The 16,652-nt window shown below is 43.5% G+C and carries 16 protein-coding genes; 3 read left to right on the forward strand and 13 right to left on the reverse strand.

Going from position 1 to position 16,652, the window contains the following annotated elements; all coding sequences use genetic code 11:
* Positions 1-118 precede the first annotated feature (118 nt).
* Positions 119-1,108 (forward strand): glycosyltransferase family 4 protein, encoded by a 990-nt coding sequence (locus ACYQ3Q_RS08030; RefSeq protein WP_459928083.1) that lies wholly within the window; start codon positions 119-121, stop codon positions 1,106-1,108.
* 227 nt (positions 1,109-1,335) lie between these two features.
* Here the strand turns inward: ACYQ3Q_RS08030 and ACYQ3Q_RS08035 are convergent, their stop codons facing one another.
* The 13 genes from ACYQ3Q_RS08035 to ACYQ3Q_RS08095 all read right to left on the reverse strand — a co-directional run bounded on the left by ACYQ3Q_RS08035 (position 1,336) and on the right by ACYQ3Q_RS08095 (position 13,872).
* Complete coding sequence (locus ACYQ3Q_RS08035; RefSeq protein WP_459928084.1) at positions 1,336-1,722, reverse strand: class I SAM-dependent methyltransferase; 387 nt, start codon at positions 1,720-1,722, stop codon at positions 1,336-1,338.
* Positions 1,723-1,747: 25 nt separating this feature from the next.
* Positions 1,748-1,963 (reverse strand): hypothetical protein, encoded by a 216-nt coding sequence (locus ACYQ3Q_RS08040; protein WP_459928085.1) that lies wholly within the window; start codon positions 1,961-1,963, stop codon positions 1,748-1,750.
* Positions 1,964-1,981: 18 nt separating this feature from the next.
* Positions 1,982-3,115, reverse strand: coding sequence for a glycosyltransferase (locus ACYQ3Q_RS08045; protein WP_459928086.1), 1,134 nt, complete (start codon positions 3,113-3,115; stop codon positions 1,982-1,984).
* A 128-nt stretch (positions 3,116-3,243) separates the two neighbouring features.
* On the reverse strand, positions 3,244-3,579 hold the full coding sequence (locus tag ACYQ3Q_RS08050) for a hypothetical protein (RefSeq protein ID WP_459928087.1): 336 nt from the start codon (positions 3,577-3,579) through the stop codon (positions 3,244-3,246).
* 139 nt (positions 3,580-3,718) lie between these two features.
* Positions 3,719-4,687, reverse strand: a complete 969-nt coding sequence (locus ACYQ3Q_RS08055; RefSeq protein WP_459928088.1) for a BclA C-terminal domain-containing protein — start codon at positions 4,685-4,687, stop codon at positions 3,719-3,721.
* Positions 4,688-4,724: 37 nt separating this feature from the next.
* Complete coding sequence (locus ACYQ3Q_RS08060) at positions 4,725-5,069, reverse strand: hypothetical protein (protein ID WP_459928089.1); 345 nt, start codon at positions 5,067-5,069, stop codon at positions 4,725-4,727.
* A 408-nt stretch (positions 5,070-5,477) separates the two neighbouring features.
* Entirely contained in the window at positions 5,478-8,273 is a 2,796-nt protein-coding gene (locus ACYQ3Q_RS08065) for a glycosyltransferase (RefSeq protein ID WP_459928090.1), read from the reverse strand.
* On the reverse strand, positions 8,270-9,334 hold the full coding sequence (locus ACYQ3Q_RS08070) for a polysaccharide biosynthesis protein (RefSeq protein ID WP_459928091.1): 1,065 nt from the start codon (positions 9,332-9,334) through the stop codon (positions 8,270-8,272). Before ACYQ3Q_RS08070 ends, ACYQ3Q_RS08065 begins: the two co-directional genes overlap by 4 nt.
* Positions 9,335-9,337: 3 nt before the next feature.
* Complete coding sequence (locus tag ACYQ3Q_RS08075) at positions 9,338-10,237, reverse strand: dTDP-4-dehydrorhamnose reductase family protein (protein ID WP_459928092.1); 900 nt, start codon at positions 10,235-10,237, stop codon at positions 9,338-9,340.
* A gap of 97 nt (positions 10,238-10,334) precedes the next feature.
* Entirely contained in the window at positions 10,335-11,027 is a 693-nt protein-coding gene (locus ACYQ3Q_RS08080) for a sugar phosphate nucleotidyltransferase (protein ID WP_459928093.1), read from the reverse strand.
* Between the two features lie 23 nt (positions 11,028-11,050).
* The gene (locus tag ACYQ3Q_RS08085) at positions 11,051-12,037 is read right to left on the reverse strand and encodes an SDR family NAD(P)-dependent oxidoreductase (protein ID WP_459928317.1); all 987 of its coding nucleotides are present in this window, start codon (positions 12,035-12,037) and stop codon (positions 11,051-11,053) included.
* Positions 12,038-12,332: 295 nt separating this feature from the next.
* Entirely contained in the window at positions 12,333-13,430 is a 1,098-nt protein-coding gene (locus ACYQ3Q_RS08090) for a glycosyltransferase family 4 protein (protein ID WP_459928094.1), read from the reverse strand.
* 202 nt (positions 13,431-13,632) lie between these two features.
* Positions 13,633-13,872, reverse strand: a complete 240-nt coding sequence (locus ACYQ3Q_RS08095) for a hypothetical protein (RefSeq protein WP_459928095.1) — start codon at positions 13,870-13,872, stop codon at positions 13,633-13,635.
* Positions 13,873-14,030: 158 nt separating this feature from the next.
* Here ACYQ3Q_RS08095 and ACYQ3Q_RS08100 point away from each other — a divergent pair, with 158 nt between their 5' ends.
* Both ACYQ3Q_RS08100 and ACYQ3Q_RS08105 read left to right on the forward strand, forming a co-directional pair.
* The gene (locus ACYQ3Q_RS08100) at positions 14,031-15,017 is read left to right on the forward strand and encodes a glycosyltransferase family protein (RefSeq protein WP_459928096.1); all 987 of its coding nucleotides are present in this window, start codon (positions 14,031-14,033) and stop codon (positions 15,015-15,017) included.
* Positions 15,018-15,093: 76 nt separating this feature from the next.
* The gene (locus tag ACYQ3Q_RS08105) at positions 15,094-16,647 is read left to right on the forward strand and encodes a YncE family protein (RefSeq protein WP_459928097.1); all 1,554 of its coding nucleotides are present in this window, start codon (positions 15,094-15,096) and stop codon (positions 16,645-16,647) included.
* The last annotated feature ends 5 nt before the right edge of the window (positions 16,648-16,652 follow it).

The following is a 16,652-nucleotide window of genomic DNA, read 5'->3' on the forward strand; positions in this document are numbered from 1 at the left end:
GTTAATTTCTTTCTTTATTATGGTATTCAAAATTTCCCCTAAAGTACCATCTGACACACAAATCCCTTACTTGAACCATACTATGTAGTACCGTAAGCAAAAGGGAGGACAAACCATCATGAAGATCGTGTTTCCTGTTCTTAGTTTGGAAATGGGCGGGGGGGCCCGTTTTATTTATCATCTAGCTAATGCCCTAGCTGATAAAGGGCATGATATTGAAGTCGTCATGCCCGAAAAAGGACTCCAAGTCTGGCCCTTGCGTACCAAATTAAGACGGGTGAAAGAATTAACCCCTTTCTCCATCCCTTCAGCCGATTTCATACTCCCTAATTTCTTTTTAACGGTTAAGCCGGCCTGGGAATCCCAAAAAGGCCAGGTAGTACGCCTCAGTCTTGGCTATGAACCCCTCTGGGTTCCTGATTCGGTAACTGCTAAGCAGACCTATCTGATTGGCGTCCCAATCATGTCAATATCTCAATGGCATCGCCAACTCATACTCCAAGAAACTGGCCTAGAAAGCACGGTCATTTCAGGTGGAGTAGACACTTCGACGTTTCATCCTTATCCTAAACCATCTATGCAAACAGGCCGTAAGAACATTTTTTACATCATGCGCGACCCTGTATCTGGGTATACCTGGAAAGGAGGCGCAGACTTTTTAAAAGCCATCACCCGTTTAAAGGAACGGGTTAATTTTGACCTAACTGTTTCCCTTCCAGAGGGCGCCTTGTTTACAAGCCCTGTACCTTGTCGACTTAAGACCTCGACGACGGATCAAGAACTTGCCCAGCTCTATGCAGAGGCAGACCTCTTTGTTTACACCTCTTACTTTGAAGCGTTTGGCTTACCGCCCCTTGAAGCGATGGCTTGCGGTACAGCCGTAGTGACCACCGATTGTGGCGGAAATCGTGATTACGTTAGGAACGGTGAAAACTGTTTGTTAGTTCCCCCAAGTGACATTGAACAGCTAAGCTCAGCAATCTACCATCTATTGACACAGGATACCGAACGTCAGCGTTTAGCTGCCTCAGGCCATCTTCTCGCTCAAGCATGGTCTTGGCGACGCACCGCAGATCAAGTAGAAGCTTTCTTGTTGAGTGTTAAGTAAATAATACCAAAAGCAGTAAAGACTTACTTTAATTGTATGTCTTTACTGCGGTGTTTCAATTTGCAACCATTTCGCTAGTGATTACATACAATATCAAGAAAATAAATTATGCCCAGGGAGATTAAGTTATGGATTATGAAATAGTAATAATATCCAACAGGCCTCACCTAAGCCAGAAAGTACAATTATGTTTAATCATTCTTTTATATAAACTTAGAGCCTTAAAGCTATTCCTGCCAGGACAATTGAACCTGACGTTTTCTGCAAATCGTTAAACCAGGGGAAACCGGAATCGTCATCAACTCATACGATCCTCCCGTTTCCCTCAATAACCCTTCTACTGCTAGATAGGCAGTACCGCACCATTCTGGCTGCATCATTTGCTCATTTCCAGGATGGGTATCATGCAACAAAATGAGACCGTGTGGGGCTACAAATGGGAAGAAATCCTTGAAGTCTTGTAATACTGCCGCTTTAGAATGATCAGCATCAATGAATAACATATTAATTTGTAGAGGGCTAGCCTCTACTTCCTTGCTAAATTCCTGTGTTGTACCCTTAAAGAAAACTTGGCTAGCGCCAAGCCTCCGCGAAGGCGGTCGCCTTAGTTGCACTTATGCTTCCAGAAAGTATATAACCTTAAGTTATGACTAGTATAAAAAAGCGAGTTTTCGAAGATTGTTGCATATAGTTACCGGCTTCCGCACTAATATCCACCCCAATTAATTGTTCAGCGAAGGGAATTATTCGATTGAAAAGCGCACAATGATATAATCCAAGTTCCACGTAAACCTTTGGACGAACAAGGCTGGCCAGGTGAACAATAAAGTCTTCATGCCAGTTTAATACCACCATATTACTCAACCCTTTCCTCTATACATTGGCTTTTCCCTGATTAATTTCTTGCGTTTCGGCTCTTCCTAATCCCAAAACACCCTCCAGATACTTCTTGTTGTAAAGAACCTGGGTATTTTCTGGACGATACTTTCTAGCAATCTCATTATGCTCATAGGCTAACTCATGTTTACCTAAGCGATCATAGCAAACACACAACTGTAAATGCGGTAACCACGTCCAGCAGGCTTCAATCACAGGTCCCCAGCTATCTATAGGCTTTTCCAATTGAGTAGCCAGTTTGTACCAGAAAACCCCCTGTTCATATTGCTCAGCACTCAGAAAATAAAAACCTAAGCGACAGCAGAATTCAGCCCTTGGAATGGCATGTTCAAATGATTTAAAAATATATTCAAGTTGTTTGTCCTTTTCCCCCAAGTTATGGTAACAATCAGCCAGTTTTCCGCAAGCAGAAATTTTATCCTCGACCCATCCCTGTCCAGTCTCTAAAAATTCCTGGTAAGATTCAATCGCTCCCTTATAGAGTTTGTGATCAAACAGTTCATTAGCATAGTAATATAAATCCCGTGGGGAAAATGATTCCCCTTTGGTCTTACGCTTCTCATATATTTTAAGGTTACGGTCAGAATCATCCCCTCCCGTCCCCTTGTGTGTTACACAAATATCAGAGTTCAAAACATGTCCGTACACCTCCAAATACTCGTGTACAGCCCCAATCCATCGGAAGTTCTTACTTCGCTTAACCAAGCGATTCCTTCTTAAACTGAAAGTAACTGCGCCAAACTGGTCGAATGCTAAAAGATAAGGCATATTGACGACGTCCATTAAGGGATCTAAATTTTCCTTTAGCTTTAGAAACTGCTCACGATCAGACTCTGCAAAAACATCATCTGCGTCCAGCCAAAGGATATAATCCGTGGTTGCTTTGCTAAAAGCAAAATTGCGGGCAGCCGCAAAATCGTCAATCCAATTAAAATCAAAGGTTTTGTCAGTGAATTCTTTGACAATTTCTTTCGTACGATCTGAGGAACCTGTATCAACAATTACTATTTCATCAGGAATACCTTTGACGGAATCAAGACATCTCGCAATTGTATTCTCTTCGTTACGGACTATCATACATAGACTGATTCTTATTTCCTTACCCTCCATTTTTTCTTCTCCTTTTTACAAACGTTACTTTATATATATTCAGAATAAATTTATTGGGAAGTTTTATTAATGAAAATAAAAATAAATAATAAAGTCCCTTGGCGTTCCAAGGGACTTTATTATTTATACTAATTTATTCTGTGAATGACAATGGATGCATTTGTAGTAGTTTGAGTTCCTCCAGCACCTGTAGAAAGTGTAACTGTTCCTCCGGATGAGTCATTGTTCTTTAGTGTAGCAGTAGCACCAGCGACTGCATCAAAGATCATTTGACCATAGTTTGGTACATTATCTACTAAGGCTTGATTTATACCAAATCTACTACCGGTTACCTGAGCTCCACTCAAATACACAGCAAATTGATTGGATGCACCAGATACGCCTACCTGGAATGTTAACAGGTAAGTGCACGCATTATTGATCGTTAAATCCGCGTTTCCGGCAGTGTGCTGAATGCCAAGCAACGAGCCATTGCTATCAAAAACAACATCACTTCCAACTGCAACCGTTTGGGCACTTGTATTATAAACAAATGCAAACGCTGAGGTTTTTATATTTAAAAAAACCTTCTGTAATGTACACAGAAGGTTTTCTAAATATAAATTAATCTAATTTGTTAATAGTCAATTGCGCACCAACCTCGGGCGAAGCAGCTAGGGTAAACGGAGTAAGAGCGGAGGCGTTCCTAAGCGTAATGACAGCACCCGCTGCAAGTGTTAATATTGCCTGACCAGTTACTTGACCAGTAGCGGCCAACGCCGTAATTGGAGTTGATGGATCTACAATGCCGCCCACAGCAATAGCTATTTCCGATCCTACACCTAAAGTTATGCTTACGCTATAGTCAATTTGATAGTTGCCGGCAAGTGCAACGGTTACCGAGGCGGTAGCAGCTGCGTGGGTTTCGTTTACAAGCGGACCACTACTGGTAAATATCACATCTGCTCCGGCAGCAACAATTTGAGGCAATAAGTCAAGTGTATAAACATAACCGAAGGCAGCCAAACCTGCCCCTGTTGCTCCCGTTGCTCCTGTGGCTCCTGTGGCTCCTGTGGCTCCTGTCTCTCCGGTTGCTCCGGTTGCTCCTGTTGCTCCTGTTGCTCCTGTTGCTCCTGTTGCTCCTGTTGCTCCTGTTGCTCCTGTTGCTCCGGTTGCTCCTGTCTCTCCGGTTGCTCCTGTTGCTCCTGTTGCTCCTGTGGCTCCTGTGGCTCCTGTGGCTCCATCAGGACCTATTGGATCAAGTTCTGCTGGTAACACGCGATGAGCTGCGACCAAATCCCCAGCAGCACTTTTTCCCCAGGCGGAGATCTCTACAGCATCAGAGCTGGTTATAAACTGAAATTCAAATTCATCAAACTGCGCAAAATAGGTTCTTGTTGCTACCTCCCCGGGGGCCAAGATAAATAACTCCAAGACATAAAGTGTCTTCGTAGTCCCTGTCACGTAAAATCCTTCCATTTGAATGTTAGCAGCAATAGTGTCATCATTGGTGATTTTTACTGTAAGCGTTGTAGTTGGTCTTACACCGGCGACCGGTGTATTTTCAATCAATCCGGTAGTTAATTCAGCCATTCTCTCGTCTCCTTACATTATTTATTTTAATTTCTCGTTAAAATGGATTAACCTCTTGTGCAACTGCCCTATGGGCTGTTGTCAGATTTCCAGTTGCGTCTTTCCCCCAAGCAGTGATTTCTACAGCCTCTGAGCTAACAGTGAATTGAAACTCAAAGGCATCAAATTGGGCGAAATAGTTTCTCTTGGTCACACTACCTGCAGTAAGAGTAAACAACTCCTCTACATACTTCACTTTTGTCGTTCCACTCTGAAAAAATCCCTCAATTTGAATTGCTACTGTAGAAGTATCATCATTCGAGATATTTACCGAGAGCGTTGAACTCGGTCTAACACCTGCAACCGGGGTGTTATCAAACAAACCCGTTGTTAAATAAGGCATATATCTTCTTACCTCCTAAATTATGGGTTAATTCATTGTATTGTTCATGTCCTAATTTTGTTACCTTCAATTATGCTTAAAGCTGGAACAATTCCCTTTGTTGGACATGTCCTATTTATGTAAACTGGATTGGCCTTACTTGAAGTAATAATGATCATCCCCTCCAAAAGTAATTTCTATGGACTTATTGTTCATTATTATTAAAAAGCCATCTCTAATATTTAAGGGGCTGTAACGATTTGTTACAGCCCCATTTTGTTTGAGAATTTCCTATAAATTTAAGAATCATTCACCAACTTCGTAGTGCCTAATCCTCTTTTTTTGGGATAGCGCACTACCACCTTGAAAAAAGGCTCAAGTTTTGCTACAGCCCATTTCTGAAATGCAATACAATAATACCCACTCTTTTTATAGTTTTCCCCACTCTTTTCCTTCATTCCTTACTATTTTACCAATTCTGGAAAAGTACAAATTTTTATTATAGTCCCATTCGGGAGGACCTCCACCCTCATAATAACCGTCTGCTCTGGGATGGTACAAATGTGCTGTTACCGCATCTGTCAGAAAGTAATGACAACCGTTTCCCAACAATCGATCGATAAAATCCCGATCATCATAAGCAATTCCTATAAAATCTTCATCATAGCCCCCGATCTCCATAAATTGACTACGATGTAGAGCCATCAGAAACGGCATTCTAGTATCTAAATCTACACAATTGTTGTACGTTTCAACATCAAAAATCCCGTTATTCTTATTGATACACTCTAGAAAAGCCCCATCACGATCATCTTTTCCAACCGGAATACCCAACAATTTAGGATTATCTAAAATAGACTTAGTAAGTTTGGCAATAGTATGGTTTACATGGAGCATTTCAGCACAACACATGACTAAAATATCCCCGGAGGATTGCTTTACCCCAATATTTATAGCAAAACCAGGTACCCGCCAAACGGAATCACCGTTTAGATTTCTTTGTCCGGTAAATATATACTTCAAGTTAAGTTTTTCCTTGAACTCGTTACAGATCTCTTCTGTTTCATCTTGTAAGCCATCATTAACGACAATTGTTTCAAACTCAAAGGGCATTGTCTGTAGGGATAATGAATAGAGCCCCCACCTTAACAAATGCGTTCTTTGAAATGTTGTTATGATGATTGATACTTTATGCCGTTTGACTTCTCTTTTATAGTTAGATTTTGCAATCATGAGTTCTATAAAGACAGCCGTCAGTAAACGATGCCACTTTTGCCTAGAATCCTGTTCCACACCACCAGAAATTATCTCAAATTCATACTCTGGATAAGACAGTGCCGTTTGTATAGAATTTGTAACAAGTTTATTGGCCCGGCGCAAATTTTCCTCTTGTTGCGTATTTGTCATGCCCGTGGATCTAATATCGTCCTGTAAGACCGCTATTGTATAGCGTGATTCGTCAACTGTATTCATGAAAGTTGCATTTTGAAGAATCACTTCTACTTCCGGATAATGTTCTTGGATATAGTTTCGAGCATTTGCAGCATAATCTCCGTTGGCCCCAACAATATGCGTATCTATAATCTCTGAGGCAGGTAAGGATTCCTGGAGGAACTTCCATAATACCTTTTCTCCCATTGATCCTGAGACAAAATCATTGCATACCGCAACTTTTATTTCTCTTAGTACAGCTACTGCGGTTTCCGAACTATCAAGTTCCCCCCACTGAAAATGATAAACGAGACTGTCAAACGCCGTTTGATGCTTGATTCCTATGGTCTGGAGTTTCAGCATCAAGACCGTATCCCCAGATATACAGGCTTCTCCCAATCGAGCAATTACCGGGTGATTAAAATCACTACCTAGGATAACCTGTCCTTCCGGATAGCCGCCCACCCGTTCAAAATGTTCCTTACGTATTAAAAGGGGCATGAATAGGCCGCCGTCTAACAATTTAGGCTCCGTCAGATCACGGGCAAACTGTCGAAATTCGCTTTCTTGATACGACGAATAATCCCGGCCAAAGTCACTTTCCACACCGTATTGACCACTGCGCAACTTCCCGGACTCTACTAATCGGGATGTGACACAGTTTTCTCCGTTATAAGCCTGCCATAGACTATCCAACCAACCTGATGTAAACGCCATATCAGAATTAATGAAAACGACAAAGTCTCCCTGAGCCTTGCTGGCCGCAAAATTGTAAGCACGGTAAACATTATTAACATACCATTCCATTTGCTGCTGGGGGGTGTTCGTAAAAACATAATGTGGAATATAGTTATCCATCAAATAACTGAGCACCGAGGGGTTTGCATCATTCGCAACAAAGAAAAATTCCTTATCTGTCATATCTGTATATTTAAAAACCTGCTCGTAAACAAATTTCAACCATTCCACACTTTTATAGACTAAACAAACAATGGAGAATCTTGGTTTGAACACTTCTTCCCGGTATTCTTCGACATAAGCTAAGGACTCCGCAAAGGTCAGTGGTTTAGGCTCGTCGTCATCAAGCCAGAGACCTTCCGGGAAGAGTTCTTGAGGAACTTTTGCTACAACAAGCTTTTCCTCGCTGATTAAACGATCAAGCATATCATAACCGCGTTGTCCGTGCGACCTGTACACTAGATATTTGTAGGCTAAACGTTGCTTCGAAGAAAAACCATAGTGCAATACTTGAACATCAAGAGTCCACTTCACGGTACGAATCGTGGTCGGAAAAAGTGGTTGATGGAGACCAGGTTTTGTCTCATTAAAGCAAAGACCAGGAACAACTCGCCAGAGACGGCAAAACCAACCCTTGTCATATAAACTGTCCAACCTTTGCCAAGAATAACTGCGCCAGAGGTTGATTTCATGCATGTTCACAGCATCGATCTGATTTTCGTCACATTGCGCACACAATTCCTGAAGCTTCTCGGCGGCATTGGCGGTTAATACTTCGTCTGCATCCAACCACAAGATAAAATCCGGCTTCAGCTTTAAAGCCTCTTGCAGCAGAAGTTGCTTATGGCTTCGCTCATTGACAAAATCATTTTTAGTCCCTCTAAGGACGTAGGGTGTATTCTTTAGCATATATTCATAGCTGCCATCCGTGCTACCGTCATCATAGACAACCAAATCACTTACTGAGGGTAAAACATAATTTACAAACCGTTCTAGGTTTTCTTTACAAAGTTCATTATAGATTTGACATATACAAACGATATTATAGTTCTTCAACGCAAAAATTCTCCTTCATCGATATAGTCCTGACCCACCATCAGATGATGCTCTCTTAGCAAGCTTTCTGTTTCTTCGAAGGTCATGAGAAAATCGCCCGAACTATACTCTTTTGACAACGCCTGTTGGCCAGGCTCCGCAGTAAACAGTTCAGGAAGCATTGGCTTAATCGCATAATAGTCACCCCGATCATACGCACGCCAAGCCTCTTCTTCAGAAACTAATACTTCGTGAACCTTTTCTCCTGGGCGAATTCCCGTATAGTCTATTTTAATTTCCCGTTTTTCAATCAAGGCCTTAGCGACATCTACAATGCGCGCCGCAGGAATTTTCGGAATATAGATTTCACCAGGTTTTGCCCCAGAAAGGACTGCAAAAATGGTGTCGACGGCACTTTCTAAAGGCAATAAAAATCTCGTCATTTCCTTTGTGGTTACTGTGATCGGACCACCGCGCTTGATTTGCTCATGAAACAAAGGAATTACAGAACCCCGGGAAGCAAGCACATTACCATAGCGCACACAAATAAACCTTGTCTTGGGAAGCGTCACATTCGCGGTTATGAATATCCGCTCTTGCATTGCCTTTGAAATTCCCATAGCATTCACCGGTTTACAGGCTTTATCCGTAGAGACTCCCACCACTGTTTCTACTTTAAGATTATTTTCACCAATAGCTCGGATGATATTTTCTGGGCCAAGTACATTGGTCCGTACCGCTTCAAATGGAAAGTACTCGCAAGAAGGAACCTGTTTGAGGGCAGCAGCATTAATCACTATATCCGCTTCCCTTAACACTGCGCAGACGGAATGATAATCACGGATATCCCCTATTCTAAACTCGATGAGTCGAGCAAAATTGTCATAGATCACTTCATCGGTAACCTCACGTTTATGCTGATATTCGACCCGCATAGCATGCTGTTTGGCTTCATCACGCGAAAAGATAATGATCTTTTTAGGGGAACCAAGTTCCTTTTGTAAGAGCCGACGGGTTAACACCTTACCGAGTGAACCTGTGCCCCCGGTAATCACAATCACTTTATTATCGAAAAGCTTCAATTTTTATTCCCCCTTGGCTTTACCGTTTTGATAGGGGCCTTGCAAATAATCCCGATGCATTCCGCGAACTAAGTCTGGCCACGTCGGTGGATTATAGCCCGTTAGGGAGCGGAATCGTGTTGAGTCCAACGATCGATCGAGTCGAAAACTGTCCTCTGGTTCGATTTCCACGTTTTTGTCGTACTGAACCTTGATGAGTTTAAGCAACTCGTATTTGGAAATTGGATCAGAGGATACGTGGTAAAGCCCCATCATTTCCGAATTAGGGATTACGTAATCACGAATAATCCGAGCTAATTCGACGGTTGGAAAACCGGAATAAATGACCTGCCGGAACCCACGCACCTTCTTTTCTTGACTAAGAAACCATTCGACTAAACCGTAGTTTCCTTTCAATTCATGCCCGATAATTGAAGTGCGTAGTGTAACACAATGAGGGTAGGCTACTTCACCGAGAAATTTTGTTCTGCCGTAGAGATCATGGGCATTAGAAACATCGCTTTCTAAATATCCGCCTTTCTCTCCATCAAAGACACAATCTGTACTGACATGAATTAGGCGCGAACCTGCAGCACTGCAAAGTAAGGCAATTCTGTGAGGTAAAAGTGCGTTAGCAGTGATCGTCGCGAGTGGGTCTTGGGCCTTTGGTACCTGCTTAATCACTCCGATACAATTCACCACAAGGTCTGGTGACACATCCGAGAAAACCTTAGTCAGGATATCGGAATCCAGAACATCGACGTCTCTGCGCACTTTCTTCATCCAATCCGTCGGTAACCAACTGGATAACTCCTTTGCCGAGCGGACCGTAGCATAGACATCGAGCCTTGAATCTTCTGACAGATAGCGAAACAGGGTGTGGCCTAACATCCCTGACCCTCCCAAGATCAATACCTTGCTCATGCCCTTCTCATGCTCCTTATCGTTACTATTCACGTGAGAGCTGCTACGCTCTTTCTTTCGATTTATTAATATTACAGCCTTTTTAAGGCCCCATATTTTATAGAAGCTTTAACTGCTTAAACTCCTCCTTAGCCTTTTCGAGGTCAGCCATCGTCCCGATATCAAACCAAAGATCCTCGCTTTCATAACTCACAACCCGAGCTTGTTCCGAAAGAAGACGCTGAACTAGGTCTGGCATATCAAAGCGTTTGTTTTGAGGAATTAACGAAAGAACTCGCTTGTTAATGACGTAAATGCCCATACTGGCCCAATAGTTAATGGTTGGTTTTTCCGAATAGGCGGTTACTTGCCCCTCCTTAATCTCTAAGACTCCGAACGATGAACTGACAGACTTCTTCTGTACAGCCACCGTCATATCTGCTTTCATCGCTAAATGGTGATCATACAACGCCCGGAAATCTAAGGTGGTCAATTCATCCCCATTGACTACTAGAAAATTTTCTTCTAAATCATTGACCATTCTCAACGGACCCGCCGTCCCTAATGGTTCAGTTTCCACTGAATAACGAATCGTTAAACCAAAATAGCTGCCATCTTGGAAGTACAGTTTAATGAAATCTGCAAGATACCCCAAACACATGATGATTTCATTAAAGCCTGCAAGCTGGAGTTGATGCACAAGAATCTCAGCTATCGGTTTGTCTCCAATGGGAAAAAGGGGCTTGGGTAAAATTCGGGAAAATGGATCTAAGCGTATACCGCGACCACCCGCTAAAATAATGGTTTGCATTTTTATTTCCCTTCTTCATCTTTTCAAATTTGGTATTTCCCTATCTGAAATCGATTCATATGGGCAGCAACCCAGACTACAGTTTTTTTAATCCCTTCTTCCAGTGACACACGAGGTTCCCATCCGATCGTTTCTTTAGCCAAACGATTATCTGCTAAAAGACGGTTTACCTCACTACGGCTCGGGCGAACTCGCGCCTCGTCTACGACAATTTTTGCCGTACTCTGGATTGCATTTATAATAATCTGAGCTAATTGACCAATCGAAATCTCCCTTCCTGAACCTATATTTATCACCTTACCAAACCCCTCTTGGCTCTGCGCTGCTTTAATAAATCCTTCAGCCGTATCCGTGACAAAGGTAAAATCACGCAGGGTGTCTGTGTTTCCAAGACGTATTTCTTGACAGGCTAGGGCCTGAGTAATCAGCGTGGGAATGACGGCCCGGGCGGATTGTCGCGGTCCATAACAATTAAACGGTCTGACTGTGACGACCGGTAAATCATAGGAGGCATAAAAGCTTTCGGCTAACTTATCTGCCCCGATTTTGCTGGCTGAATAAGGGGACTGACCCTGAAGAGGGTGAGACTCATCAATCGGAACATAAAGTGCAGACCCATATACTTCACTGGTTGAAGTGTGCACGATTCGCTCCACTCCATGATCGCGTGCTGCCGTCAGAACATTGAACGTCCCCAAAATATTGGTTTCCACGACCTCACGAGGGTTTTTATAAGAATACGGGATCCCCACCAAAGCACCTAAGTGAAAAACAGCGTCACATCCCTTAACCGTTCGTTCGATCACATCCGCATCACGTAAGTCTCCCGCGATTATTTCGATCTGCTCCAGTAACCCGGGCTCTAAATCTTCTAGGTTCCCACGGCCATCTCTCGAATTATATCGAATAAAGACACGAACCTTTGCTGCTGCTTTGACCAAGGCCTCTGCCAAGTGACTGCCAATAAATCCACCCGCTCCAGTGATCAAAACCTGTTTTTGCTCCCACATCACGCTTTCCCATCCCCTCTGTTGCAGTAATTGATATATCGTATGTCAGTTTTTTTCTATCTGACACCGTTGCTCCCACCAGACATCCCTGCATCGTCCTCCCCATTGACCCAAGCCCAGAGGAAGTTTCTTAGCTCAGAGAGCACGGAGAGAGGAATTGCGTCAATGAGTGCAGGCGATGAAGCGTTAAGAAACGCAACGGTTCACATGCAGAAAGCCCAGAGGTTTTGCGTTTTAGCGGCATCACCAAGCGAATAGCAATGGAACGTGTGCGAACGCGCTAAGACACTTCCTCCTACATTTGCTCCAAGAGCATCAAATATCGCGGAGCAAGCTGTCCCCACTCAAATGTCAAAGCCCGCTCTCGGCCCCTAGCTGCAAGGGATTGCAAAAGGGATGGTTTATCTAGTGCACTTGCTAAAGCCTTTGACAACTGCCCAACATTACCCGCCTCAAAGGTTAACGCGCAGGTGTTTGATACAACTTCTGCTAGTCCCCCAGCATTTGAAGCTATTATCGGCGTCCCGATCGCCATTCCCTCTAAGGCCACCAATCCATAGGCCTCACGTCGACTGGGAACAACGAGACTTGTCGCACGCGCCATCCATCTCCTTACCTCTGAACTGGTTGTTCTACCATGGAATTGGAGGCAAGCCCCTAGCTTTAGTGACCGAACAAGCTGCTTCAAGAACCCCTCATAGGAGTCCGTTCCTTTACCGACAATATTTAAGTGAATTTGCCGACCGCTTTGCTGTATAAATGACACGGCCTTGATCAAATCTTCAATCCCTTTATAGTCCAGTAGTCTTCCGACATACAGAAACTCATTTGTGTTCCTTTGTTGCCAACGTTCCGAAGGGATGATGATACCGAGAGGTAAGACCTCCGTTTTGGGAAGGTATTGAGGGAAATGACTTGCCAAATATCTCCTTTCACTCTGACTGATGAGTTGAATGCGTTGACAACGCATCAGAAGCTCTTCCTGTATCTTAAATTGCGCTTGTAAATCGGGCTCTGATCGGTCTCCTAACTCTTTGCGCAAAAAAGAATAAACTGAATAGAAGATTGGAATAACCCCTTGGGACAGGGTATACGCCAAGGGTGTAAAATTAATGGCATGACTATGAATTATATCCCACGCCTGACTAAGCTCCGGAAATTCCTGACACACGACATCCGCCTTAATCATCCCTAAATAATCAAAATAATGGCTGTTGCGAGGTAACCTTAGGACTTTAATCTGGTGTCCTCGTAAAGCCCAGTCCGGTACATTCCAATCACTGCGTGGAACGATTACGGTTTGTTGTACACCCATACGATCAAGCATATATAGCATGCCTGTGGCCGCTGTACCCGCACCACCAAAACTTTCTTCTTCAAATTCATTGGTCAATGATAAGACCTTCAGAGAAATCACCCCCCATGACTACGGCATCAACAATTCTCAAGGTTGACTATCTGTAATACTCTATGCACAAGCCTTCAAACATGTTAGAGTCCTCAGTTTTAATCCCACTTTTGAATATCAAAAAAAGTCTGCCCTTAACTACACCGCAGACTTTTTTTCTTTCATATTATTCAGCTTCCCTACCATATTAATGGTTCCAAAGGAGATTTACGATTGCCGCGAATGCTCCTGCCGAGGCTATGATAAAACCCGACCACCAATGACGATTAGTTTCGGCTCCTTTTTTAAATTCCTCAAAGTCCTGTTTTGTAATATAGTTACCGGCTAGCAGCACTCGCATATCGTTCACGACTGCCGATACATCCTTGACAGCCTCCTTGATTTCTGCAATATCATTCTTGATCGTTTGGACCTCCCCCTCTTCCATATCCCACCCTCCTACTCTATAAACCACATCTCTTTTCTGTATACTATGATCTCATTAGGCAAATGGTACTAGCCTCTCCATTCCCCCTTAACCCTTTTCAACATATCCTAATACTATGTACGATTATTCTCGGTAATCAGCCAATGAGGAGGTTACTAATGTCTACGATTATCTATCCTCCCTCAATTCCATGGAGTTGGATGTTTCAGCGCCCACAACAGTTGCTGGGTCAATTTTCCGCATCCGGTCAGACGGTTCTCTACGAAGACTTGGGTAACTTTCCAAAACCAACCGTCAAAAGTTTATCTCCCTCATTTTTCCTCTGCCAGGGGTCTTCCGCTTTGTCCATTCCCCATTCACGTCCACGTATTCTTTGGTTAACGGTTCCCTCGCATATTAATTGTATTCAAAACTATAACCCTGATCTTGTTATTTACGATGCAGTGGATGAGCCTAAAGAGGAATTCGCCAGTTGGGCACCCTATTATCCCACTATATTAGAAAAAGCAAACTTGATATTTTGTAGTAGTCGTAGTATTTATGACTATTTTCTCCCTAGGTATCCCCATGTTCATCTGGTGCCAAACGGTGTGGATTTCGTTCATTTTTCGCCCATCTCCAGTGATCGACCTAGTGATCTGCCCTCTGGTAAACCTATAATTGGCTATAGTGGTGCAATAGCCCCTTGGGTCGATTGGGAGTTGCTTAAAGTTGTTGTCCAGGAGAACCCGCAATTCAACTTTGTTTTTATTGGTGCCCTTTTTCAACTGAATAAGTTTCCTATCAAATATAACAACGTTTTTCATTTAGGCTTAAAATCCTATCACCAACTTCCAACTTATCTTCATCACTTCAATGTTGGACTTATTCCCTTTCTTCAAAATGAAATGACGAGAGGGTGTAACCCTATCAAACTCTATGAATATTATGCCTCAGGAATTCAAGTCTTGGGGACGCCACTTCCAGAACTATTAGCCATCCCAAGGATTAATCTTGAAAGTGACCCCCACTTATTCTCAAAACGTTTAGTTAATTTATTAGAAGGTGAAGATTCCTGCAAAGCAGAACGAATGGCTTACGCCCTTGCCAACGACTGGAGCGAACGGGCTGGCCGGATGCTTCAGCAAATTATTGTAACACCCTAGTCGACGGGCGAATAGTATACGTTGAAACCTACTAAGTCTACTCATTTCTCGAATCTAAAAAGGGGGGAATACACACATGCTATTTGAAACCCATGCTTGGGTAACACTCGACAATGCCGTCGCCATATATAATGTTTACAGCGATGTGCTAGTCGCTACCATTCCCGTGGGGATTGCACCTGCTTTCCCAAGACGCACGCCGGATGGTACCAAGGTTTTAGTTCCTAATTTCGGCAGCAACACCGTCTCCGTCATATGTACCGCCGGAAATCTTGTCTTAGCTACGATCCCAGTAGGTTTGGCCCCGACTTCGGTCGCAATTGACCCTACTAGTACTACAGCATACGTGACAAACTCTGGAAGTGGAACTGTTTCAGTCATTAGCATCCCAACTCATTCCGTGGTAAGTACCATAACGGTTGGCACAGGACCTATAGATGTCACTATTGCCCGTGATGGCAGCCGTATCTACGTAAGCAATGGAGGCAGCAATTCAGTCTCGGTTATCAATCCGGTCACCAATACCGTTATCACGACGATTCCAGTCGGTACTTCACCCAACGGACTAGCCGTTAGTTTAGATAATACAAAGCTCTTTGTTGTCAACAGCGGCAGCAACAACGTGAGTGTCCTCAATACCGCCACTAATGCTCTGATCAGCCTAATTCCAGTCGGCTCAAATCCGCAGAAAATTGCAGCAAACCCCGTCAATCCTGTCTTTATGTATGTGAGTAATTTTGGATCTAACAGTGTTTCAGTACTCTCGACGACCGGACTTAACGTAATAACCACAATTCCTGTTGGAATTAACCCTCTAGGCCTAGATGTAACTGGTGATGGCACACAGTTATGGGTTGCCAACGAAGGAGACAGCTCGATAAGTATTATAAACACACTCACCAATACCATCGCTGCCGCGCTACCGGCTTCCTTCCCGCCACGAGGTGTTACAGTAGGCAGAGTCGGATCTGCTTTGTCGCCTAGTGACCCCATTGATTTAACTGACCCTTATCAACTTGAGGAAATCACTGAGTCGGTCTGCATCATTGTGGAAAAGGTTTATGCTAGCTGTCTACAAAGGGAATGCTTCCCAGCCTTCACTGTGACCTTACCCACTGGTGTTCCTCCGTTCACCTTTATTAGCATGACCTTCTCTACGGGCGTAATCATTCCTGGCAGTGTCGTCATAACACCCATTCCGGCTCGCCCCAATTTCTCAAGAGTTCAGTTCACGATTCAGATCCCCTATACGCTAACCTTACGGGATTCAACTGGTGCCCTATTTACAGTCACCGGTAACCTACCGGATATTAACAAAGATATTGTGATGTACTTCCCACCCACTCGTCCAGAATTCGACTTCAACTTACGTGTTGAAACAAGAACGGAAGTATTGACCAGCCCGTTGTTCACGGTGACCACTATTCAACTTGCAATTGGCAGCTTTGTCATAACTAAAGTAACCGGTTTAGTGCAACTTCTTGTTCCAGCCTTTGGATTCTGCCCAGAACCTCCTCTTTGCGAAGAATTCCCCGATATTCCGGAAAATCCGTGTCTCAATTTCTTTGACACCACTCTGACGCCATTCCCCAGTGATTTCTTCCCACCTCAGTTGGATACTTGTCGGTAGAACCA

This window comes from Desulfosporosinus burensis (genome assembly GCF_054657535.1).